Below are 20,703 nucleotides of genomic sequence, written 5' to 3' on the forward strand. Positions count from 1 at the left end.
CTTCCCAGTACGAATGTGCGGGTGCTGTGCCCCGCCATTCGACCCAAGATTTGCGGTCGGGGTTTTCAGGCACGGCGAGACAGAACCATCGGTCTCGGTGGTGGGGGGCACCAATTGCGGATGCTCGATAGCAACACCACCGACTGTCGTACCCGATCTGGGCCAGCTCCCCGAGAACGTCCGGCATTCCGCGGCCTCGAATGACTGCAACGTTTTCCAGGAACACAAGCCCCGGTCGTATTGTGCGAATGGCATCAGTGACGTGCGTCCAGATACCCGAGCGCGTGCCATTGATTCCCGCCCCTCTCCCTGCAATGGAAATGTCCTGGCACGGGAAGCCGGCCGTAATGGTGGTCACTTCCCCAGCGAGGGACGACCAGTCGATTTTCGTAATATCGCCGAGGTTTGGCGCGTGCGGATATCGTGCTGCGAGAATCTGGGATGCTGCCGGGTCCACCTCTGCGACGTATCGCACCTGATCACCGGTCAGTCGCTCGACCGCGAGGCCGAGCCCGCCGTACCCCGCGCACAGCTCAAGAATGGGCAAGTGATCCCCTTGTGAGGGGCGGCAATGGGGGCCCCAGGAATGCTCTGTCCGGAGCCCCCTAACCGCCGTGGGCTTAGTAAGCGGGCTCGTCGGCGATAGCGTCTGACCACGCCTTGAGGACGCGGATAACCGGCTTGCGGTAAGACACGTCGCGCCCCTTCTTGGTGGTGTACTCCACGAGTTCCAGTTCAATGGAGCACAGCGCCTCGCCCCCGATCTTGTCGAGCGCGTTTTCCACCTGGTAAAGAACCTCGGCGAGCTTCCAAGAACCTGTCTGGAGCTTGAAAAGGCCGAGGTCGTAGTCGTCGGCGAGGCGGAACGATACGGCGATAGAGGGCGACGGGCCCCGCTTGGTCTTAGCGGCGGCCTTTCGGTCCTCCATCAGTTCCGGGCAGCGGCACGGCTTGCCCTTGTCCTCCTCGGGCGAAAGGAACTCAACCCCGTCGCAGTGGTGAATGAGGGCCGCACCGTTCCACAGCTTGAGGTCCGAGGAAATCGCGTCCGGGCCCGAGAGAACGACCTTGACCTTATCCTGAGTAGTCAGAACTTCAATGAAATTCTCGGACGTGGAATCGGTCTCGACCGGAGTACCGCCCATGAGCTGAGCGACAGCGTCGGCAACCGCCGGATCGCCGGTCGTCACTCGCCACTCAGAAAGAGCGACCGGAAGGTTGTCCACCTGCTTACCACCGTGAAAACGGCCAACGGTGTCATCCGAAAAAGACTGCTTCGGCTTGGCGTTCGGGTCGGTCTCGAAGATACGAAGTGCCATGGTGCTAAGTCCCCCTGAGTTTGGGCATGAGAAAGGGCGAGCCGATTCGGTTCGGCCCGCCCTGGTGTGATGGGTGCGGAATTAGGTGCGGCGCTGCGTTCCGGTGATGAGCCGGCGGGCGCTCTCGGCAATCGCTCGACCGAGCACGGTCTTAGAGGTCTCGCGGTCCCACGTGAAGACCTTTCGCAGTGTTAGGAACACGTCGAAAACCTCGCGGTCGATACGCACGGGCTTGAAAGCCCAACCGTCCGGGGTGATGTGCAGGACCGCCGCGCCGTCGAATTCCGGCATGGGCTCGGAGGTCCCGTCCGGGGCAATAACCTTGTCGGCGTGCGCATAGGCGGCCATCTGCAACGCCACATCGGGATACGTGGACTTGGAAGTCTTCCAATCCACAATCAGTGTGTGCCACTCGCCGGCCTGATGGTCGGGCTTACCGTCCTCGCCGAGCCGAACCCGCAGGATCGCGTCAAAAGAACCCGCGTATTCGTGCGTGTCCGACCATGCGATATCTTCCGCGCGGACCAGCTCGGGACGCACCACGTCCAGGAATTCGGCGAACCCCTCGCGGTACGGCTCTAGGTCAGGGTGCACTCGGCCGATGGCCTCGCCCCGGATCATCCGTTCAAAAAGGTCGTGTGCCTCGCTGCCGATCCTCGCGCGGAGCTTGGTGTAACGGCTGTGCGCGTTCCGCAGGTAGTCCACGGCCCCCGCCTCGTCGCGCTCGGCGATGGATGCCACGGCGGGCAGATTCGACACCGCCGCTTCCGCGGTCATACGAGCGGCCCACCAGACAAGGAACGGCTTGGGTAGCATCGCGATGATGCTCGTCACGCCCGGGTACTTGATGGCGGTTTCCGGGTCCACGTACCACCGTGAACCCCCGCGCTGAATCGTCCGGATGGTTCCGGGCATTGTTCCCCCTCGTTGTTGCTTGCTTGAAAGCGACCAGCGGGGAGAGGGGTGATGGGGTGTCGAACTACCCTTACTTTTTTGGTGAACAAGAAAAAACCAAAAGAAAGAAAGACAGGGGCCACTTTCACCACCCCGTCACCGCTGGTCGTCAGCGGCGGACCGCGAGCGCGTCCACCAGGGCGTCAAGGTCCTCGCGCGTCCCCGTGTTCGGGATCGTCACGTCTGCGGGGTACGCGTCCAGGTCGAGTTCGGAGACGTGCCGCGCGGCCTCGCCCCCCGCGCTCGCCCCGGGCCGCTCAATACGGACCATGAGGGCCCCCGCGCACCGCAGCGCGTCCGCCTCGTTGGCGTAGCGCACGTCCGAGACGACCACGGGCAAGGACCACCGGTCGGCGGTCCGGATCTTGTCCAGCGCCATGCGGAGCCAGAAGTCCGGGTCGTCCGCCCGGACGCTCTCGCCGAGGTTCTGCAACGTGCGCCGTACCTCGGGATAGGCGGTCTTCGCGCGGTCCCACCCGTACCGCCGTACCACGTCAGACAGCCGGATCGGGAGCGAGCCGTAAGACGTGCTCTCGCCCCCAACGATGGGGTCCAGCCTTAGGGCGCAGCCCTTGAGCGGGTCCGCGAACGCGACCCGGACGAACTGGTACCGGCGGACGAGCCGAGCGGCTGCCGAGTCCTTCCCCGACCCCGCTCGGCCCATCAGTGCGACGTGCCGATAGCTCACGCGGACAGCTCGTCGGCGTCGGCCTGGTCGTCGCCCTGGCGCTCGTCGATGGCGTCGGCCTGGTCGTCCTGGTGCTCATCCTCGCCGGCCTCTGCGGTCTTCCGGTCCTCGGCGCGCTGGACAGCCTCACCGGTACCGAGCACCGCGGCGACCAGACCGAGGACGAGCGCGCTCGGAAGTTCGGGGACGTAGTGCGCGACCAGTGCGAGAGCGGCGACCGCTACGGCGTAGATCCGGGCCGGATGTGCCTTGATGAACTGCATGGGTGTTCCCCCTGAAAGTTGCTGAGTGTGAACGGGTCCGCGTTTGCGTTCCCGAGCTGGTCCCCGCCGAGGGGGACCGCTGTTACGGGCCGTGGTCAGACCGTGGGGACCTTGAGGGCGGCCCAGGTCTTTGCACCCGGCCATCCGTCCGCGTCGGCGCCCCGGTATCCCTGCTTTCGCTGCCACTTCGCGTAGGACTTGCGGTCGCTCTCGGTCCACTGCGGGCCCGGACCGTCGCTGTACGCGCTGCACTCCTCGGCCACCAGCCGGCGACCCATGGCAGTCACGAGCGGACTCCGCGGGGACTTCTTGAACCACGCGACCCCGGGAAAAGGGGCGTACTTCGGAGTGGTGGGCTTGCCCGGGGTCGAGCTGCCCGAGTAGGCGGGACGGCCGAACCCGAGGATGAACACCCGTGAGCGCACGCGCCGGTAGCAGCCGTCCCCGTTGCCCTGCGAGCCCGCGTTGCCCGAGGACGTGTTGCCCTCGATGGTGCGCACGCTCGCGCTCGCCGGGGCGTCCTCGGTGACGATGCCGACGTGATCGGCGACCGGTCCGCCGTCCCACGTGAAGAACACAACGTCCCCACGCTTCGCGGGTGCGTTCTTGCTCACCCACTGACCCCGCGCACGGAACCAATTCACGTGACTCGGGCAGTAGGCGAAGCGTCCGACGACCGCAGCGTTGCCGCTGTCCGCGGCCCACTTGCTTACCGCCATGTCGCACCACGGATTGAAATTCATCCCATACCAACGACCGTGCTTCGTATCGTTGTTACGGCCCTCCTTATAGCCAACATCCGCAACAGCAGCGGACAGCATGGCATCAACACCTGGCATTGAATCCCCCTGGTTTCAGGCATGAAAAAGCCCCGCTCGGTAAGCCCGAACGGGGCTGGTGGTTGTGTGCGGCTCTCTAGCCGGCGAGGCGTGCGACAGTCAGACCCGCAGCAACTACGGTCGCCACAGCAGTAATCAGGGCGACGGGCAACACAAACTTGCCTCGCTCGCTCTCAAGTCCGCGGATACGTGTCTCGTGGTCCTCTAGCGTCTCGTCCACGGATTCCCCCTGCTGCCCGAGCCGCTGCACGTCGCCGCGGAGCCCTACCACCTCGTCGTAGATTTCACGGGCTCCGATGCGTACGCCTAGGGGCTCGTCCTGGTCGTCATTCATCAGCAGTGTGCGGCTCGTCTTCGGTAGTGACGGTCATTCCTGAGCCGATCCCTGATTCGGGTGACCCCACCGCTACTTGGGGCGGGTCCCTGTACAGCAGATAGCCGGGAAGAAGCCTGGCTATCTCGTCGGCTAGTGCCTCTATTTCCTCCTGTGTCAATGTGGCTCCTAAAGAGAGACGGACGGATCAACGGGCGGATCAGGTTTCAACCCTGCGTCAAGGGGGGTGCCATTGTAGGAAGTGGCCCGCAGCGTGAGCGTCTGGCGAACGCTTCCGTCTGTGCTCGACGTGCGGATACCAATGATCCATGCGAGTGTGTCGAGACTGGCGCCCGTAGAGTCTATGACTCGAATTACGTCGCCGAGTTGAATACGGGGGTCGGGAAGAATTTCCACATCCCCGAGCAGCGGCATTGGGTAGGCTCCCGCATCCCGCAGAACTGATGCCACCGCAGAGGCCGACCTGGAGTCCTGCACCCAGCCGCCGGAATCGTGCTCGAATTCCTGAATTCCGTACATCTTCTGGCTGTTCGCATTCCACGCTGCCGACCAGTGATCCGAAGGGGAGGCTCCCGAATCTACGCTCGGTGTCAGCAGAGTGACCGGAGGACTTACAAGCGACTTCGCCGTGAGCCAGACAACGGATGCAGAGCGGTTGTACATCTCCAGCACCAGCGTTCCCGCCTCGCGGGTGACCTGCACTTCGACCGCCCCATATACCACTCCAGCACCGGCTCTTTCCGTGGAAAAGCGAATACAGTCCGGCGCCGAATCATCGAACGTGAAAGGCGGCGACGTATCTAGCTCGTCATCCCCAATCGTCCAACTCATCGTATAGCTGCCACCGGCGGCGATTTCTCGCGCACTAGGCGACGCTTTTTTCGTCGTCGCCTTGTTGGCCTTGACCCTAGACCAGTTTGCCCACTTGACGGAGCAATGATTTCGGCATGCGTCGATTTCCTCCGTGATCGTGAGCGACGCAATATCGCGGGCAGAAGTGACCGTGAGATCAGGCGTTGTCGGAGCCGTTGCCCACCGAGAGCCGTTGCGCCAATGGAATACCCCGTCCCCGTCAAAAGCCGCAGTGGACAGGGTCGCCTTGGCGATGGACGTAATCACCTCCCAGGCGCTTCCGCTCACCACGGGAATTACCCGCAAAGGGATGATCGGCTCATCGAGACGGGCAGCCCTTTTCCATTTTCCCGCCTGCGTGGCATCTGCCAAGTTTGCGGGGCTCTTGGGGAGTTGTGAGACCTGTAGGGCTTCTACCCGCAGGCCCCCGATCCGTAGAATCACGTTCCCCATTGCACTTGCTGGAATAGCACTTCCGGCTGAGCCCAGTTTAATTATCTGTTCAGTGCCGTCGGGGAATCCTAGGATCGCCTCGGCGGTCGCCACTCCAGTTGACGAAAACTTGATCCACATACCGAAGTAGAAGCGCCCGTACTGATACATGTCTACGACGGGCGATTGCACCGATGGATTCGTAGTGAGGGCGGGATCAGTTCCGTTCGAGAACGCAATCGTCCCAACGTCAGAGAAATCAACGCGCATAGTGGTGTATACGGGTGCAGCTGACCCGCGTACCCATGACAGCGAAATATCCAAGCTGCGACTACCGGTAGTTACACCCGTATTGTCCACCCATGCTTCGAAGAAGAAGCCTTCGGAGTGGTGACGGTTTACGGACCGCTTTTGCGGCGCATACTCCGCCCTCGTCGTGCCGTTCGCTGCCCCTTGGACCGAACATTCCCAGGGCGCGTTCGTCTTAGGCCACGCAGACCAGTCGCCAGAAAGTGACTTCAGGAATCCAATATTGGCAGCCGCCCCGCCGTGCATGCTCGCGTAGAGCAGTGCCTCTTTCCGCGGCGGCGGACACGTGTGAATCCCCGCGCGCCGCAAAAGGTGGTCCACACACCACGTCGGCGAGGCCACCCAATTGGTGTCACTCCCAAACGGTGTATCCGGATCTATGCCCCCGGACGGGCGCGGCAGCGAGGCCGGCTGACGTAGCCGCTCGGCACCGTCCAGCGCTGTGATGCTCACGGTGTCCGTACCGGACTGCGCCGAGCGGGCCCGCACACTGCCGCGGAAGGTGGGCACGACCTGGTCGCCGAGCCCCCACCCGTGCACGACTGATTGACCCGGGCGCACCACATCCCCCGTCGCGCGGGGTGCCCACGGGCCGTACAGGGCAGGTGCGGGGCGTCCGTTGATCCCCCCGAGCGAGAGGGAGAGTTGGGCACTGGACGAGCCGCTGTATGCACGCATCGCCGTGGGCAAATCGGTGCTGTAGCTCTGCTCCAGCGTCCACGACTGCACCTGTGCGGCCATCTCCGCACCGCCGAGCCGCACTGTTTGAGCAAGCTGGCGCTCTCCGGACTGGAGAGCCGACAGCAGCGCCGAGCTAGCCGGACGCATTCGTCACCTCCACCAGCGTCAGAGCCACGTCCCGGTAGGTGCCGTTACCGGGCATTGCTGCGTGGCTGTAGTCCGTAATGCTCATGGCGGGGCATCCCTCGCCGAGCGGGGGAACAGCACTGTCTGACGGTTGGTACAGACTGAGCACGGACGCCCCGATGACGTGGGTACCAGGGGCGGCGAGCCCCACCATGGGCGTCACGTAGGCCGTTTCGGCGGGGACTCCACCAGCTAGGGGCCCCTTGGCGGCGTCCCCCGATGTCACCCATCGGCGGTCATCCGTGGCTGAGTGCCACAGCAGACGCAAGGTTGCCCCTGCTACGCCGGCGAAGCTGGGGACCCACCACCAGACCGTCATCCCTGGCGTCACGGGAAAGCCCGGCCACGCGGGGTGAACCCACGACAACTCGGCGTCGGTTTTTGTGTTCACCACGGAGGCGGGACCACCAGGAGCAAGGAGAGTGCCCGAGGACACCGACCATTGCCGTGCCGGTCCCTGCCCGAGGGACTGCGTGCCCCCGAGCAAATTCCGCGTGAGCGGGTCGAGCACGGCGATAGGCCCGGGGCCATCGACGCGACGTGCTAGCCGGTCGATACGTGATGCATCGTCAGGATCCATGCCCGACCACGTAAGCGACATGCGACGCGGGACAGTGGGCGGCGACCAGGTGGTGACAGCCCCGCTCAAAGCCCGGAACTCGGTTGCGCCGATATCAGGGGACCGGTCGAACTTGGACGCACCGTCCTGCATCTCGTAGAGCCCTCCGGGGTGCCCTATCCACATCCCCAAGCCTTCACCTCCTGTCGAGTTGGCGCCGCCCGAGGGCGGACACGCGCGCCAGTTCTTCGTGACCGACCCGCAACACGATGTCGCGCTGTGTGAGCTTCTGCGTCTCCGTAAGGAAGTCCCAGAAGTCGTCATACCGAGAGAGGTCGTACCGGGGTTGGTAGTGCGGGACAGCAACAACCTTGTGTTGAATACGCTTCGGCAAGTCCACGATGCTGCGCAGCCGGCGATCAAGTGCGGGTTGCCCATCATCGATACCCTCGATGATGCCCGGTGGAATCCAACGGCCGATCATGTCGCGCATGAGACCGGATGGGCTGTTGATATCTAGGGCGTCGGCAATAGGCCCAGGAATGGCCGACTTGGCCCAACCGATCAACTTGTCTTTGAGCCAGCCTCCCATCCCCTTGATACCTTCCCAGATCCCTCGGGCAAGGTCGGCACCCTTGTCAACCAGCAGGTTCTTGAAATCCCCCAAGTTCTTCTTGATGCGCCCGGGGAATCCGCGTATCCAGTCTGTGAAGTCGCCTAGCTTCTTCTTTCCTTCGCGACCGAACTCGCCAACCCCGCGCACAGCGTCGACAAAAGCAGTACCGAGCTTTCCGGCGAAACCGATAATGTTGCCGATCCAGTCGATGGCAGTACCTATAGCCGAAAAAAGCGCGGAGAAGACCGGTCCGGCGAGTCTGATGATCACCGGTATCGCAGCGCCGAGAATTTCAGCGGCGAGGCGTGCGAGCCACGACACCACCGTGGTCGTTACCGCGATAAGCGGGCGTGCCTTCTCGACCACTCCGCGTAGCTTCTCGCCGACTATCTGGACCGCAGGGGCTACGCGCTGCGTTATGAACGCCGACAGGGCAGCGAAGATCGGTTGCAGATTCTCAAAAATCGACGCATAGACGCGCGTAACTGCGGGCCAAATTACTTCCAGCAGAATACGGCCGAGCGACGACAGGATAGGGACGACCGCACCGACGACGCTCGTAGAGAGCGTCATGAACGCGGGGACGAGCTGATTAAACAGAACGCCCCCGAGTCCTCTCAGGGCCGGAAGAACGGTCGTTTGAGCGACCGTTGCGAGCCCGTGCAAACCGGGTAGGAAGTTGTCCCGCAGGGTGGTCCCCGCGGTAACGACTGACTGACCGAACGCTGCAATAGAGGAACCGCCGGCCGATCCGGAAAAGACCCCGAAAAAACCGGAGACGAGTTCCTTTCCCTGACTGAGCGCCGGCCCGAACGTGGTCCCCAGGAAGCCACCGAAAGAGGTCAGTGCGGGAATCACGTTGTCACCCATGAAGTTGGTCAGGCCGACTTCAAAAGTCCGTTTGAACTGTTCAATCCGAGCGCCCGCATTGTTGTGCAATGCGTCGCCCATCTTGTCAGCTGCCCCCGCAGTGTCCCCGAGCGCCTTTACAGCGGTCTTCGGGTCAAGCGCATAGAGGGCTCGGCCAAGGTCTTCACTTTTCGTGCCAAAAAGTCCGACGCTTGCGGCGCTGCGTTCGGCGGGGTCCTTAATTCCCTTGAGCCCGTCGAGAACCTGTTGCAGCCCCTTGCGGGCACCAGGGCCACCCGCCGCAATCTTGCGGGTCATCTCCTCGGCGTTGAGCCCGATAGCCTTATAGGCTTCGGCACTCGACTTGCTGCCGTCCGTCGCCCTGATCTGAAATTCTTTCAGAGCGTCAGCGACCGTATCGGTATCACGGGCACCCGCTTGGAGACCCTGGGACATGAGCCCCATGGCATCCGCTGCGGATAGGCCGAGATCCCGGAACTTGGTCGAGTACTCATTGAATGTGTCCGCCATGTCATCAGCGCGCGGACCCATCCGTTGCATTCCGGCGGTCAGAATATCGAGCGCTTCTGTACCGTCTTTGGCAAGACCGTTCTTGAGCATCTGACCGACCGCATTACTGGTCTGGCCTAGGTCTAGCTCAAAGGTCTTTGAAAGGTTGGTGACCTTCCCGGTAATGGATTCAATCTGCGCATTAGTGGCGTCCGGGGGCAGAATTCCGGACCGCATCACACCCGTGATGGACTCGGCCGCTTCTTCGACCGAGTCCGTAACCCCGTGGGCGTAGAGCTGCCCCGCGGCCTTTCCGTAACGGGCTGCCTCGTCGGGCGTGCTGCCCAATTGGGCTTGGATCTTGCCGTTAATAGGGCCCTGGTCGAGCGCGTCCATGAACCCCTTGGTCAGTACCGCCGCAGCAGCGAGACCGATAGCGGCTAGACCGCCCTTGAGAACGCCCCCCATCTTGCCTTTGAAGCCCTCGCCGGCTGCCGACCCGCCCTCTTGTCCGGCGCTCTCCGCGGGCCCGGTGACGTGCCTCCGGAGTTCTCCTGCAAAGCCCTGCACTTCGGGGACGATGGACACATAGCCCATTCCCACTTCAACAGCCATACCGGATCACCCCCCGTTCTCCGGCTGGAACCGCACGAGATAGCTTGCGACCTCGCGCACGTCGCGATTCGTCCCGCCGATCCGGTCCGTGTGAACACCAGGGCGGGGAATAGGCTGCGGGCGCCGGCTCGGGTTTTTCGAGCCCGCGTTAGCGCGCTGCCAATTGGCCTCGCTCAAGCGGTCGTGCACTGCTGCGAGTAGCTGCGTCTCTAGCGTCCACACAGAATCGTCCCCGGATATCGTCCGGGCCAACGCCGAGTCGGACGGGAGATTAGCCACCAGGGCCCCCAACCGACGCCAGGTGAGCCCCGATCCCGGGCGGAAAAGGTCGCGCAGGTCAGTACCGTAATACCGCTGCAAATCCGCTTCTATGGCCTCGCCGTACTCACTCAGGAGTCGGCAGAGGCCGAGGATTCCCCCAGGGGCGTACCCTCGTGCTTCTGCCACTGCCGGAAAAGTTCACCGAGGGCTTCAAGCGGCGCGGGTGTCTCGTCAAACTGCCTCCACTGGTCACCGAGACCCGCCTTAAGCAGCGTCTCAATATCGGTGGCGGAAGGGTTATCGACGTTGACGGCACCCAGGATCTTCTTGTCCAGTTCGCCGGCGGCGGGCATGGTGAACACCAGCCCCGACAGGGTGAAACGAAAAGGCTCCTTACGGGCCTCCTTGACCCACACGTCAAGGTCAAAAGGGTTGCTCATGTGCTGTACCTCTTAGCAATGTAGACGGAACGTTTCAGCGGATGATTACGGCGCGGGTGTCGAGCCCCACGCGGGGTCATCGCTGTACTTGATTGCGACCGTCCCGTCTGCGCCCGGATAGGCGGTAATGGTCAGCTCGTACGAAAGGGCCTCATCGCCCTTGTAGGTAATGTCTCCGGTCTCGGTGACCTCGCCGTCTGGAATGGCGATCCGGATGTGACTATTGCCGTCGATCACATCGAAGCCGAACGACCGACGGTCCGGGCCCGGGGCCTTGATCGCAAGCACGCTCTTGCCGGAAGTCGTGATCACCTTTGAGCCCTTGTGGTACAGCTCAAGAACCGTCTTGCTGGTCTCGATTGCGGTAAAGGAGAAAGACATTTCGCTGGACGAAATGACCTTTCGCACGGTGGCACCGCCCTGCCACCCCTTGATTTCGGTGGAGTCCGCCGAGTTGGACTCCGTGATCCCGTCGTCCGAGATCCAGCCAACATCGGTGAATGCGGCATCCCAAGGGGTCGTTGCATCCGTCGGCAACTTGGACTTCGGGGCAGCCACATAGGCAGCGCCCGTAACTGCTACGCGTACAGCGTTGGCGTTTAGAGGCATAGGTTTCCCTTTGTTGAATGAGCTTGGCGAGGGGCGGTAAAATCGCCACATGGATGCAGGTCTAGCCGCGGTATGCGGCGCATTGGCGGGTTCCCTCGGCACTATCGGCGCTTCGTTTGCGGCTGGTTGGTGGCAGCGGGAGAGTGCACAGATGGCGGTACGAGCTGACCACAAGAAGGAGCAGCGGCAGCCTCGCTACGATGCCTACAAGGCGTTCTCTTCAGCCTGTGCAGAGCTAGCAGAGATCTCACGTTCACACGGAACAGAGGATGAGGCATTCCAAATCGCTCGCACGTTGGAAAACGAGGTTAAAGCCCAATGGGTAGAGATTTCGCTACTCGGACCCGCATACGTTCTAGAACCGGCTAATGCTCTTAGGGCCAGCAGCCTGAGCATTACATCCACCATGTACAGGGCTTCGCGCGCCGGAAGTACCGAAGACGGTGACTCTCCGGAATCGCGACAGAGAATCACCGATGAGGTATATGAAAGTTTCGCACAACTCGATTCGGCGGCAGATGCGGTATACCGTGATCTAGAAATCTTTGCTTCCGCTGCACAGCAATCTATAGAAGATGACGGCAGCAGGAATAAAGATCGACCCCGTTAAAGCACCCGTCCGCGCATGTGGATTTCCACGGCGAACGCGTACCGTGGGGCACTGGTCTGGTCGTCGGGCAGCCACATCGGGCCCCCGACTTCCGACACCCCGTAGACCGTCACCCCGTCGCGCACCCCGGAGATGTCACCGAGCAGTGCGCGGGAGAGCGCCGAGAGATCCTGAGCGGCGGATTCGCTCTCAGCCCAGCAATGAACGTCGAGCCGAGGGCGGTCAGAAACGGGTGTCTGCCTGGTGCCCCCGATGCGCTGCACCCGGACGAATACCGGGGGCCGCGGGGAAGGGATGCGGGAGACGACGGGAACGGGCTCGCCGTGCGCCTTGAGAGCGCCCCGCAGATAGCCCGTGACGACCGCCACCGCATCCGGCATGACGACCACCGGTCTAGTCACTACCGGCCCCGTCCATGCCTCGCAGCAGCGCGCTACGGGTGCCCTCGGCGTCGTTGTGCTTCTGGTAATTCCCGATCACCGCAGCACGCCAACGGCGGGGCCCCAAAGCGGAGTCGGTCCGGAATTCCCCGCCGGTCGCCGACTCGGCCGAGGACGCGATACGCCCCGCGATGCGCTCGACTTCCCGCCCCGCTTCCGGGGTGCGCATCAGCGAGCGAATGCCGTTCATGTTCGGCCGGAAACGCATCAGCCGGCCACCTCCTTAAGCCGTGCCTCTACGTGGTGCAGTCGCCCCCCGACGACCCACCGCGCAACGTCCCCGTCGGTCTCCAGCAGTCGGCCCATGGCAACCACGCGGTCCCCGGGGTTCAGGTCGATATAGACCCCTCGGCGCGTGGTCAGCCGTAGGCCCGTGGTCACCGCGGGGCGGTCCCCGTCGTCCTCGGTGGACGTGTCGGGCTGGACAGACACCCGCCGGACGGTGGTCCTGGTCGCGCTCGACCAGTCGCGTTCGGATGTGGTGTTGCCGTACCGGTCCACCACGAACGGGGCCCGCAGGATCACGACCGTCTGTGTGTAGTGGAGCGTGGTCACCAGGGCCGCCCCTTGCCGAGCTGGACCACGGCAGCGCGCGGCCGGTACCGGGCGAGGGCGTCCCGCTCGATGGGGGCGAGGCTCGCGCCGATGGTCTCGGCCGCGTAGGTCACGGACACGCTGCCCACGGACTCTTGCCGGAGATCGTTCGGATTGGTCAGCACCCGTCCCGCGAGGGTGAGCACGATTGCCCGCACGGGGGCGGGAACGTCTGCGTACCCGTGGGAGTAGGTGACCACCACCGAGCCGAACGAGCCGGCGAACCACAGTTCATCGCGCCACAACCGGTATTCATCCGGCCGCAGCTCCCGCCCGCCCGCCCGGACCAACTCGACCGCGACGACCGGCCGTTGGGGCAGCGTGACCACCTGGTCCCGCGGGGCAAGTGCAACCGTCGTCGTGCCCCGGGTGAAGCGCTGCCGTGCCTCGGCGCGAACGATCGCAGACGCGGTGTCGAGCACCAGGGCGGCCCCCTCGGGCAGCTCGGCCGGCTCGCGCTGCAACCACGCGGCCAGCTCGTCGAGCGTGGCCAGTGCGGGGAGTGCCATAACGCGTTACCCCCCTTCGCTATTTCGCTGTCTGAGCGCCGCACGCCAGACACCGCGCCACGGTCCGCGGTGCCCCGGAGGAATCGAGTACCGGGAAGGACTCGACCCGTTCCGGGGCACCGCAGGAATCCGTGTGCGGAATCTTCGGGGCGGACGCTGCCCGCTTACGCGGCGGCATTCCGTCCCCTTCCGTTACTTGGCGAGAACGCCGTTAAGGCGGGCAGCACCACGGCCGCCGAAAACGGCGAGACCGGTGTAGAACTCAATGCGCGTGCGGTAACTCGGCTTGGACTCCAGCTCGCCGAGGTCCGTCACCTGAATACCGCCGTTGGTGAGACCGGTCACCGCGCGGTCGTCCTCGGCCTGGCCGAAGCGGACCGCATAAACGCTGGACGCGTCCGTTGCTGTGCCCTGAGTCTCCGTCTGCGGAAGAATGTCCGCGCCCGCGGCATTCTGGCCCGGGTCGAGCAGCGGCACCCCGTTATAGGTCGCGACGACCTTTCCGGTAAGCGCCTCACGGACCATCTCGTAACCGCCGATCCGGCGGGCAGCCGACTTGACTCGGGCGATTACGCCCGCGTTGGCGTAGAGCGCGCCGTTAGAGGCGTTCAGGCCCGGGACCTGCGCAATCAGCCGGTCCAGCAGGTCAAAGAACGCCTGCGGGTCGTCCTTGCCGTCACCCACAATCGGAGCGCCGTTCTCCCCGGCGGAAATTACCTGAGCGCCGACCAGCCGCTTGCGCAGACCGTCGAAACCCTTCGGCTCGGTGGCAACGTCACCGTTGAAAAACGCGTCCTGGAAACGGTACGCGGCGGCCTTGATCTTCATGCGGGTCTGGATGGCTCGCTGGTCATTCAGATTGCCGCGGGTGCGAACGATGAACTTGTCCACGTCGGCGTCACCGCCGAGAATGACCAGAGATTCCGACTTCTGGTTTACCGTGCCCGTGGACTCGGAATAGCCCTCGTTCACCGAACGGAACTGGACTCCGGGCAGCGTCGCTTCCTCGTTGTACGAGTAGGAATTGCCCTGAATGGTCAGCAGCGGCAGCCGGTCCAGAACGCTGGATTCCTGCACGAAAGTCTCGATGACGCCCCGCTGAAGGTCATCGGTCGAGAGCTTGGCAGCCTCGGCAAGAGTCAGTGCCATGTGTTGAATTCCCCCTGATTTTGGGCATGAAAAAGGGGACGGCACCTATTGAAGGTGCGTCCCCTGGAATGGGTGGCAGGAACGTTCCTGCGGGAAGGTTCCTTACGCGTCGTACGCGCGGCGCAGACGGTCAAGCGGGGTCGCCGGCTCGGGCTCGGCGGACTCACGCGGACCCGCGCCCACGTCGCCCCACGACCGCGCGGGGTCGGTCTCGGCGACCGCAAGGTAAGGCTTGTCCTTGACGAGCTGGTCCACGGCAGCAGCCACCGCGGCAGCGTCGATATCGCCCCCGGAGCCGGCGAGCGTGGACACGTCCAGCAGCGCGAGGGCATCCGCCGGATCACGGAGCTTGCCCGCAGCAGCCGCGCGCAGCTCGGCGCGGACGAGCTGTTCCGTGAACTCCTGCCGGATCTCCGCGCGCATCGCGTCAAGGTCGGTGCCCTTGGTCGCAGCGTTCGACCGGCGGAGCCGCGCGGCCTCCTGCTCTGCCTCGGTGGCGCGCTCCTCGGCAGCCGCTCGGGCGGTCTCGGCGGTCTTCACCGCGTCGGCCTGGTTGCCCTCGGCCCCCTTGCCCGGCTCGCCCTGGCGCTCACTGCCGGTGGCCGTACTGGGCTCGCCCTGGTCGCCCTCGGGCCCGTTGCCCGGGGTGTTCTGCGGGTCGTCAGCCATTGGTGTTCCCCCCTGAATCACACGATGTATCCGTGCTTCTTGAGCATCGCTACTTGATGTTCGCGGTTGTCTCTCGCGAGCTTGAAAATGGTTTCTGGCATTAGCCGCGCCTCGCGGGCCCGTGTGTACCTCTGACCCGGGACTTTCTCGAACGGGGCACCCATGGCCTTAGCCCCGATACCGCGTTTGGTGGTGCCCTCGGTCGTGACGCGCATCGGGCCACGACCGGTCACCGCGGTTGTCATTCCTCGGCGCGCGTTGATGATCTGCCCGAGGTCTGCGCCTGCCTCCAGTGCCTTGACCCCGGCGGCCCCGAGTCGTTTCCGTTGTTCGGCGGGGCTCATCTCGCGGAACAAGTCTTCGGGGGACTTGCTCACCTTCCACTCGGCGTCGGTCATCGGCTCCATGCCGCAGTCACAGCGGGGGTGCCGTTTGAAGCCCGTGGAATAGCTGTACTGCCGACCCGCCAGGATGATGCACCGAGCGCACGCGGGTAGCCGCACTACGCGGACGTAGCTGATACAGCGCGGGTGGGCTGCCATGCCGATGGTCGTAGCCGTACGGGACGCGTCGGCAATCTGCGTGCTCGCCATCATGGCCAGTTGGGTAAGACCTCGGGCCGCCGCGAGTTCGGCACTCTCGCCGGCTGCCAGTGCCCGAGCCGTGGTGATGGCGGGGAGTTGCAGCAGCGAGGCGAGGGGCCGACCGTCCGCAGCGATACCGACCAGGGCCGCGGGGTCGAGCACGCCGAGCGGGGCCGCACCGGCACCTTGGGCCGCCATGGACGCACCGACGAACAGTTGGGCCCCCTGCACCGCGGAGAGTTGTCCGGCAGTCACCGCGGCGAGGATTGCCCGCCCCGCCTCGCCCTGCATGGCGGACAGAATGCGGTCGGCCGGAACGTCCTTCCAAAGCCCCTGTATCGCCTCCACAACGGCCCTGGAAACGCTCTGGACTTGGGTGTATCGCTCGGCTGCCAACTCCGCCATGCGGGACACTAGGCGGTCCCCTTGGCGTCCTCGGGTTCGTCGGCCTGGTCGTCGTCCTCGCCCGGGTCGGGCTTCACCCCGAACAGCGAGGACATGTCCCCGCCGAGAATCGCGCCCGCCGCATCCGTGCGCATCTGCTTCCACCGCTCGATTTCGTCCGGCGTGACCCCGGGAATACGCTCCCACAGAGCCTCATCCGGCACGCCGATACTCTTCAACTTCACGAGCGCATCGGAGTATTGGGCATCGCTGCGGAACTGCGGGTCTCTCCAGACCACGGAGCCCAGGGCGAGGGATTCCGCGCGCCGAGCCTCGCCCTGGGCCAGTGCCTCTAGCCGCATGATTTCGCGGAGCGCACTCCCGAAGTGACGTTGTCTTTCGCTCACCTTGGCGACTAGACCCGCCTCGCTTGCGGCGACGCCATCGGGTGAGACGTTGACGAGAGTTCCCGCCAGATAGCTAGGCGGTGTGCGGGTCTGTGCTGCGATGTGCTCGACTGCCACCGCAATAACGCGTAGGTAGTTGTCGAGATCGGCGGCGGAAAATTCCGCGATGGACGCGCCCTGTTTCTCAAGCCACAGCAGACGGTCCGACCGGAACCGGTCAAGCGGTAGATCCTCCTCGCCGACCACTTCACCCGACTCGGGGTCCACGATTTCGCGGACGGGCCGGTCCATTCCGAGCACCGCACGAGCGGGCAGCGCCAAACCGTCCGATGCGGTCATGAGGTGAGCCCAAAGGGTGTTCACCGCATCCTGTAGCGGAAGGACCGTCGCTATCTCGCTGCGGGGCTTTCCGTGCAACCGTGAGCGGTTCGGCAGCTCGACCAGCGGCACCACGCCGAGGGGGTTAGGAAGGTGGCTCGACTCGCCCCGGGGAAGTCCCGCGGTGCGGCCGGTCCATTGCCCGCCCTCGCGGGTCGGACGCTGCCACCGGTAGACCATGCTCGGCGTGAACAGCGTTGCGAACTCGGTGTCGTAGTCCCGCCACGTCATGAGCCCCGCTTTCCGGAGCCGGCGACGACCAGGGACGTACTGAACTATGGCGTTGGACGCGTTTTGAAAGGTGATCTCAACTGCCATCGTTGTTCCAGACCAGGGCGTACGAGCGCCCCGTGATCAGTGCCTCCAGCAGCGCTAGTCCAATCTCTACATCGGCTTCCGAGCGCTTCCACGCCTTTCCGGCATCCTTGTCAATCGACCCGTCTTCCAGCCGGAAGCCGATCGGCATGAGCCGTTCAACGGTCGCGTCGGGCACCACGGCGCACCAGTTATCGGAGAACTCGTCAAAGAGCCCGCCCGTCTGTGTGCTGAATTCCGGCGACGCGAACAACAGCGGACGGTCACCCTCGTACGCCTCCGACCACTTCTTAGCCTGGTGCCTGCGGCGCTGTAGCTTCCCGTACAACCGTTCCGTCATCTGTAGCGGTGTCTCTGTCATAATCCCCCTCGGGCTAAGCGCTCGCCGCACGGGCACGCTTGAGCGGTCGGCGGACATATCCGTCCAGCGCCATAACCGTCGCAGCGATACCGTCAATGCGGGCGCTCGACTTCCCGCGGTCGGGTTTCACGGGGCGGAGATTATCGTTTCCGTCCCGGTACACCTCAACCACGCTTGCATTCCAACGGAGGATCGGGTTTCCGCCGTGGTGTAGGCGGCCCTCGCGCAGCAGCCTTTCAAGTTCCTTGCTGCCGGGGCTCATGCCTAGATACGTCTGCGCAATCGGCACCAGGTCTACGCCACGGGTTTTCGATTCAACGCGCTGGACGAGCTGACCTGCAAACATTCGGTCGTAGGAAATCCGCTGCACGTCCAGCCGGCGGCAGTCCGCAATGATCTGTTTCTCAATCGCCCCGTAGTCGATGGCGTCGCCCTCGGTGAGGGTCAACAGCCCGTCGTCCGCCCATTGCCTGAGTGGTACCTGTAGCTGTTGTTCCAGCTCGTCTATTCGCTCCTCGGGCAGCCAGAAGCGGGAGATCAATTCCAGCTCGACGCCTGGTTTGCGCGATTCAACAGCGAGGACCCACGCGGAAAGGTCGGACACCGCGGACAGGTCCACCCCGCCCCATGCACGCCGATAGCGGAACCGCTTCTCGTCCACGGCCCCCGCGTTCTCGTCCCACAACGTCAGCGGCAGCCATCGCGAGGCCGAGCGCATACGGCGGTTCAGGGACAGTCGGCAGAACGTTGGGAAATAGGAAGGGGTGGACTTGGCCTTAGCAGCCTCGCGGCGCATGTAGGCGAGCGAGGGCGAGACACCCAGCCCCGGGTTGGCTTTACGCCAAGTCTCTTCCGTATAGGGGTCGTCGCCTTCCTCGGCGGCCCAAATGACCCCATAGTGCCCGGGGTCGGAAATCACGTCGTCCGCACAGCGGCGCGTATACGTGTGCTTCTCGTCGTAAATGCTGCCCTCGGTGCCTTCATCAGCAGTCGTGATGTAGACGACCAAAGGCTGATCGCGGGCACCCGTGCCAGTCTCGATAGCGTCGATAAGGTCACGGCGCTTGTGCACGTGAACCTCATCGACAATCGCCCCGGACACGTTCAGCCCGTGGGCGGTCTCGGCGATTTTGGAGAGGGCCCGGAAAACTCCGCCGGTCCTCGGTACGCGGATGAGCCCGCGGAGCACTTCAACGCGACCACGGATAGCGCGACTTGTCAGCGCCATGCGCTTAGCGTCGTCAAAGACTCGCTCTGCCTGCGGCAGCGAGCCGGCAGCCGCGTACACCTCCGCGCCTATCTCGCGGTCGGCGAGTAGCAGCACCAAGCCAATACCCGACGACAGCGTTGATTTCCCCGCCTTACGGGGAACCTCGATCCACACCGTTCGGGCCACGCGGACGGGCCGCCCCAACTCGGGGTCGAGCCACAGCCAACCGAAAATCGGCGCAATGATCCAGACCTTTTGCCACGGGGCCAACTTGAGCGGAGTCCCGCCCCAACGACCCTTGGTGTGTTTCATGGTCTCGATTGCCGATATCGCTCGGCGGGCGGCGGGCACATCGAAATATGCGCCCTCGCGCTGCGGGGCCTGATGAGCAAGGACGAGCGGACGGGACTTCACCGCATCGGCTATCTCGTCCTCGGTGAGACCGAGTTCTAGCAGTGCCTCATATGGGACCGGCAGCCCGTCAGTCAAAGATCCCGTCGTCATCTGCGCCCCCGCTTTCCGGCGGGGTAATCCGCGTGGCTGCCGCGGGACTAAGCCCGAGTTCGCCGACCAGCGACCGGAAGTGATTCCGGTACTGACCAGCAATCGTCACCCACGGGGACTTCACGTTCCCGCGCTCCGTTTCGACCACTAGGCCGGTACGGCTCAACTCGCGTTCGGCCTGCCAGAGTCGGGCGACCGTCACGCAATACTCAATAGCTGTTTCTCGCTGCGGGTCAGTGAGACCAGCGGAGTGCACCAGGGCGGGAATCGTCCTCGCCCACACGTCCGCCGCTTTCACCCGAACGTCGTCCGACGCGTCCCCCGGAAGTAGCTCGGCCCAATCGGGCTCGACGGGGGACAGCGGGGAAAACCGAGCACCCTCGGAATTGCGGTCGGGGCGGTAAGTGCCCTCGCGGACCGCTTGAATGTGGGGCTTGGGTTTCTGCCCGGGAATTGCCACGCTAAGTCACCTCCACCGAAAGGGCTCAATGAGCCATGCGAGTTTTTTGCCTCCCTGCCGCTCAATCTCGGGAGGAGAGGGGAGTACCCCCCTGGTCAGAACGGTGGGCGTTCGTTCGCCTCGCGCCGTGACCGCGCTTCCGCGGCAAAACCGCCCGGTTGATTGCGCGCGGTCTCACAGTTGTGGCACGCGACGCACAGCGGACGCAGATGCTTCGCCGCGTCAGGGTTCGGCTCGCCTCGTGCGATCAACTCGCGTCGGGACAGCGGGAAATGGTCGGCCACGTTCGCCGGCTGCCCGCAGAGCACACACCACGGGTTCGCGTACAGGTACGCGCGCCGGATGCGCTGCCACCACGTTGTGTAGACGGCTCCACCACGCGACGCACGGTCCGCGTTCGCTTCCCTGGTGTGCTTCGGGCAGCGACCACCACGGGGGGTCAGCTCGGGGCACCCGGGAACAGAGCACGGAGGGCGGGGCTTACGGGGCACCGAGGGCACCTCCTTTTACGGCATGGGGGCATAGCTTCAGAGAGACGCGAATGTGCGCTTTTTTGCGTGATAGGCAAGCGGGGTTCACATGTGGTCCGCTAGGTACATGGCATCTGACGAGACCGCTTCACCTGTGTTCGAACTCCGTTGCGGCGGAGTGCATTTGACTGTCCAGCGCGTACCCGGATGGCTGGTGGCAGCTCTCGGCACGGCTACTGGAAGCGGGCTCGTAGCGTGGCTCACGGCACGGTGAGCGGCACCATTCGGAAGGGGCGAGGGTTAGGCGGGTCGCTTCCCACGCGGTTGGGTAGTTCTCGGGTCA

Annotated in this window: 23 protein-coding genes and 2 pseudogenes; 1 reads left to right on the forward strand and 24 read right to left on the reverse strand. The window is 64.1% G+C overall.

All coding sequences use genetic code 11. From position 1 onward, the window contains the following. The 13 genes and pseudogenes from ABZ385_RS20590 to ABZ385_RS20650 all read right to left on the reverse strand — a co-directional run. Positions 1 to 547, reverse strand: a 547-nt coding sequence (locus tag ABZ385_RS20590; protein WP_358912515.1) for a DNA cytosine methyltransferase, incomplete at its 3' end; no start/stop codon positions are given. A gap of 73 nt (positions 548 to 620) precedes the next feature. Further along, the gene (locus ABZ385_RS20595) at positions 621 to 1,319 is read right to left on the reverse strand and encodes a hypothetical protein (protein ID WP_358577818.1); all 699 of its coding nucleotides are present in this window, start codon (positions 1,317 to 1,319) and stop codon (positions 621 to 623) included. An 81-nt stretch (positions 1,320 to 1,400) separates the two neighbouring features. Continuing rightward, a complete protein-coding gene (locus tag ABZ385_RS20600; RefSeq protein ID WP_358577819.1) occupies positions 1,401 to 2,186 on the reverse strand; it encodes a hypothetical protein in 786 nt (261 codons plus the stop codon). A gap of 196 nt (positions 2,187 to 2,382) precedes the next feature. Beyond that, the gene (locus ABZ385_RS20605; RefSeq protein ID WP_358577822.1) at positions 2,383 to 2,961 is read right to left on the reverse strand and encodes a hypothetical protein; all 579 of its coding nucleotides are present in this window, start codon (positions 2,959 to 2,961) and stop codon (positions 2,383 to 2,385) included. Beyond that, positions 2,958 to 3,224: a hypothetical protein gene (locus ABZ385_RS20610; RefSeq protein WP_358577824.1), complete on the reverse strand. Its 267-nt coding sequence runs from the start codon at positions 3,222 to 3,224 to the stop codon at positions 2,958 to 2,960. Before ABZ385_RS20610 ends, ABZ385_RS20605 begins: the two co-directional genes overlap by 4 nt. A 95-nt stretch (positions 3,225 to 3,319) precedes the next feature. Next, a pseudogene (locus ABZ385_RS20615) lies at positions 3,320 to 3,577 on the reverse strand (peptidoglycan-binding protein); the annotation flags it as partial. A 138-nt stretch (positions 3,578 to 3,715) separates the two neighbouring features. Further along, positions 3,716 to 4,063: pseudogene (locus tag ABZ385_RS20620) on the reverse strand (CHAP domain-containing protein); the annotation flags it as partial. A 76-nt stretch (positions 4,064 to 4,139) separates the two neighbouring features. Then, positions 4,140 to 4,397 carry a hypothetical protein gene (locus ABZ385_RS20625; protein ID WP_230900591.1) on the reverse strand — a complete coding sequence of 86 codons (258 nt, stop codon included), beginning with the start codon at positions 4,395 to 4,397 and terminating at the stop codon, positions 4,140 to 4,142. Between the two features lie 168 nt (positions 4,398 to 4,565). Then, positions 4,566 to 6,818, reverse strand: a complete 2,253-nt coding sequence (locus ABZ385_RS20630) for a hypothetical protein (RefSeq protein WP_358577826.1) — start codon at positions 6,816 to 6,818, stop codon at positions 4,566 to 4,568. A 794-nt stretch (positions 6,819 to 7,612) separates the two neighbouring features. Then, on the reverse strand, positions 7,613 to 10,006 hold the full coding sequence (locus ABZ385_RS20635) for a phage tail tape measure protein (protein WP_358577829.1): 2,394 nt from the start codon (positions 10,004 to 10,006) through the stop codon (positions 7,613 to 7,615). Positions 10,007 to 10,012: 6 nt separating this feature from the next. Beyond that, on the reverse strand, positions 10,013 to 10,453 hold the full coding sequence (locus ABZ385_RS20640; RefSeq protein WP_358912516.1) for a DUF5361 domain-containing protein: 441 nt from the start codon (positions 10,451 to 10,453) through the stop codon (positions 10,013 to 10,015). Continuing rightward, positions 10,396 to 10,707, reverse strand: coding sequence for a hypothetical protein (locus tag ABZ385_RS20645; protein WP_358912518.1), 312 nt, complete (start codon positions 10,705 to 10,707; stop codon positions 10,396 to 10,398). Before ABZ385_RS20645 ends, ABZ385_RS20640 begins: the two co-directional genes overlap by 58 nt. A gap of 45 nt (positions 10,708 to 10,752) precedes the next feature. Continuing rightward, on the reverse strand, positions 10,753 to 11,265 hold the full coding sequence (locus ABZ385_RS20650) for a hypothetical protein (protein ID WP_358577840.1): 513 nt from the start codon (positions 11,263 to 11,265) through the stop codon (positions 10,753 to 10,755). Positions 11,266 to 11,365: 100 nt separating this feature from the next. Here ABZ385_RS20650 and ABZ385_RS20655 point away from each other — a divergent pair, with 100 nt between their 5' ends. Continuing rightward, on the forward strand, positions 11,366 to 11,926 hold the full coding sequence (locus ABZ385_RS20655; RefSeq protein ID WP_358912520.1) for a hypothetical protein: 561 nt from the start codon (positions 11,366 to 11,368) through the stop codon (positions 11,924 to 11,926). On the opposite strand, the gene ABZ385_RS20660 is transcribed toward ABZ385_RS20655, so the two are convergent. The 11 genes from ABZ385_RS20660 to ABZ385_RS20710 form a co-directional block, all read right to left on the reverse strand. Further along, positions 11,923 to 12,306, reverse strand: a complete 384-nt coding sequence (locus tag ABZ385_RS20660) for a hypothetical protein (RefSeq protein ID WP_358577966.1) — start codon at positions 12,304 to 12,306, stop codon at positions 11,923 to 11,925. The two genes, ABZ385_RS20655 and ABZ385_RS20660, sit on opposite strands and share 4 nt — an antisense overlap. A 13-nt stretch (positions 12,307 to 12,319) precedes the next feature. Continuing rightward, positions 12,320 to 12,574: a hypothetical protein gene (locus ABZ385_RS20665; RefSeq protein ID WP_230900599.1), complete on the reverse strand. Its 255-nt coding sequence runs from the start codon at positions 12,572 to 12,574 to the stop codon at positions 12,320 to 12,322. Further along, positions 12,574 to 12,921, reverse strand: a complete 348-nt coding sequence (locus tag ABZ385_RS20670; protein WP_358577842.1) for a hypothetical protein — start codon at positions 12,919 to 12,921, stop codon at positions 12,574 to 12,576. The genes ABZ385_RS20665 and ABZ385_RS20670 overlap by 1 nt, the downstream gene beginning before the upstream one ends. After that, a complete protein-coding gene (locus ABZ385_RS20675; RefSeq protein WP_358577844.1) occupies positions 12,918 to 13,469 on the reverse strand; it encodes a hypothetical protein in 552 nt (183 codons plus the stop codon). Before ABZ385_RS20675 ends, ABZ385_RS20670 begins: the two co-directional genes overlap by 4 nt. Before the next feature lie 192 nt (positions 13,470 to 13,661). Then, positions 13,662 to 14,618 carry a major capsid protein gene (locus ABZ385_RS20680; protein WP_358577847.1) on the reverse strand — a complete coding sequence of 319 codons (957 nt, stop codon included), beginning with the start codon at positions 14,616 to 14,618 and terminating at the stop codon, positions 13,662 to 13,664. Between the two features lie 102 nt (positions 14,619 to 14,720). Then, positions 14,721 to 15,287: a hypothetical protein gene (locus tag ABZ385_RS20685; protein ID WP_358912521.1), complete on the reverse strand. Its 567-nt coding sequence runs from the start codon at positions 15,285 to 15,287 to the stop codon at positions 14,721 to 14,723. A 17-nt stretch (positions 15,288 to 15,304) separates the two neighbouring features. Next, complete coding sequence (locus ABZ385_RS20690) at positions 15,305 to 16,276, reverse strand: hypothetical protein (RefSeq protein WP_358912523.1); 972 nt, start codon at positions 16,274 to 16,276, stop codon at positions 15,305 to 15,307. 8 nt (positions 16,277 to 16,284) lie between these two features. Continuing rightward, positions 16,285 to 17,358: a phage portal protein gene (locus ABZ385_RS20695; protein WP_358577853.1), complete on the reverse strand. Its 1,074-nt coding sequence runs from the start codon at positions 17,356 to 17,358 to the stop codon at positions 16,285 to 16,287. Continuing rightward, positions 17,348 to 17,695 carry a hypothetical protein gene (locus ABZ385_RS20700; protein ID WP_358577856.1) on the reverse strand — a complete coding sequence of 116 codons (348 nt, stop codon included), beginning with the start codon at positions 17,693 to 17,695 and terminating at the stop codon, positions 17,348 to 17,350. The genes ABZ385_RS20695 and ABZ385_RS20700 overlap by 11 nt, the downstream gene beginning before the upstream one ends. A gap of 34 nt (positions 17,696 to 17,729) precedes the next feature. Continuing rightward, a complete protein-coding gene (locus tag ABZ385_RS20705) occupies positions 17,730 to 19,430 on the reverse strand; it encodes a terminase TerL endonuclease subunit (RefSeq protein WP_358577858.1) in 1,701 nt (566 codons plus the stop codon). Continuing rightward, on the reverse strand, positions 19,408 to 19,890 hold the full coding sequence (locus tag ABZ385_RS20710; RefSeq protein ID WP_358577860.1) for a P27 family phage terminase small subunit: 483 nt from the start codon (positions 19,888 to 19,890) through the stop codon (positions 19,408 to 19,410). Before ABZ385_RS20710 ends, ABZ385_RS20705 begins: the two co-directional genes overlap by 23 nt. Between the last annotated feature and the right edge of the window lie 813 nt (positions 19,891 to 20,703).

It is taken from the genome of Streptomyces sp. NPDC005898 (genome assembly GCF_040629635.1).
Lineage (GTDB): Bacteria > Actinomycetota > Actinomycetes > Streptomycetales > Streptomycetaceae > Streptomyces.

What these genes read in the sequence shown, in the direction of transcription:
- ABZ385_RS20595 (WP_358577818.1), bottom strand. Translation starts at nt 1,319, where the DNA reads ATGGCACTTCGTATCTTCGAGACCGACCCGAACGCCAAGCCGAAGCAG.
- ABZ385_RS20610 (WP_358577824.1), bottom strand. Translation starts at nt 3,224, where the DNA reads ATGCAGTTCATCAAGGCACATCCGGCCCGGATCTACGCCGTAGCGGTC.
- ABZ385_RS20625 (WP_230900591.1), bottom strand. Translation starts at nt 4,397, where the DNA reads ATGAATGACGACCAGGACGAGCCCCTAGGCGTACGCATCGGAGCCCGT.
- ABZ385_RS20630 (WP_358577826.1), bottom strand. Translation starts at nt 6,818, where the DNA reads ATGCGTCCGGCTAGCTCGGCGCTGCTGTCGGCTCTCCAGTCCGGAGAG.
- ABZ385_RS20635 (WP_358577829.1), bottom strand. Translation starts at nt 10,006, where the DNA reads ATGGCTGTTGAAGTGGGAATGGGCTATGTGTCCATCGTCCCCGAAGTG.
- ABZ385_RS20645 (WP_358912518.1), bottom strand. Translation starts at nt 10,707, where the DNA reads ATGAGCAACCCTTTTGACCTTGACGTGTGGGTCAAGGAGGCCCGTAAG.
- ABZ385_RS20655 (WP_358912520.1), top strand. Translation starts at nt 11,366, where the DNA reads ATGGATGCAGGTCTAGCCGCGGTATGCGGCGCATTGGCGGGTTCCCTC.
- ABZ385_RS20660 (WP_358577966.1), bottom strand. Translation starts at nt 12,306, where the DNA reads ATGCCGGATGCGGTGGCGGTCGTCACGGGCTATCTGCGGGGCGCTCTC.
- ABZ385_RS20665 (WP_230900599.1), bottom strand. Translation starts at nt 12,574, where the DNA reads ATGCGTTTCCGGCCGAACATGAACGGCATTCGCTCGCTGATGCGCACC.
- ABZ385_RS20675 (WP_358577844.1), bottom strand. Translation starts at nt 13,469, where the DNA reads ATGGCACTCCCCGCACTGGCCACGCTCGACGAGCTGGCCGCGTGGTTG.
- ABZ385_RS20680 (WP_358577847.1), bottom strand. Translation starts at nt 14,618, where the DNA reads ATGGCACTGACTCTTGCCGAGGCTGCCAAGCTCTCGACCGATGACCTT.
- ABZ385_RS20685 (WP_358912521.1), bottom strand. Translation starts at nt 15,287, where the DNA reads ATGGCTGACGACCCGCAGAACACCCCGGGCAACGGGCCCGAGGGCGAC.
- ABZ385_RS20690 (WP_358912523.1), bottom strand. Translation starts at nt 16,276, where the DNA reads ATGGCGGAGTTGGCAGCCGAGCGATACACCCAAGTCCAGAGCGTTTCC.
- ABZ385_RS20695 (WP_358577853.1), bottom strand. Translation starts at nt 17,358, where the DNA reads ATGGCAGTTGAGATCACCTTTCAAAACGCGTCCAACGCCATAGTTCAG.
- ABZ385_RS20700 (WP_358577856.1), bottom strand. Translation starts at nt 17,695, where the DNA reads ATGACGGAACGGTTGTACGGGAAGCTACAGCGCCGCAGGCACCAGGCT.
- ABZ385_RS20705 (WP_358577858.1), bottom strand. Translation starts at nt 19,430, where the DNA reads ATGACGACGGGATCTTTGACTGACGGGCTGCCGGTCCCATATGAGGCA.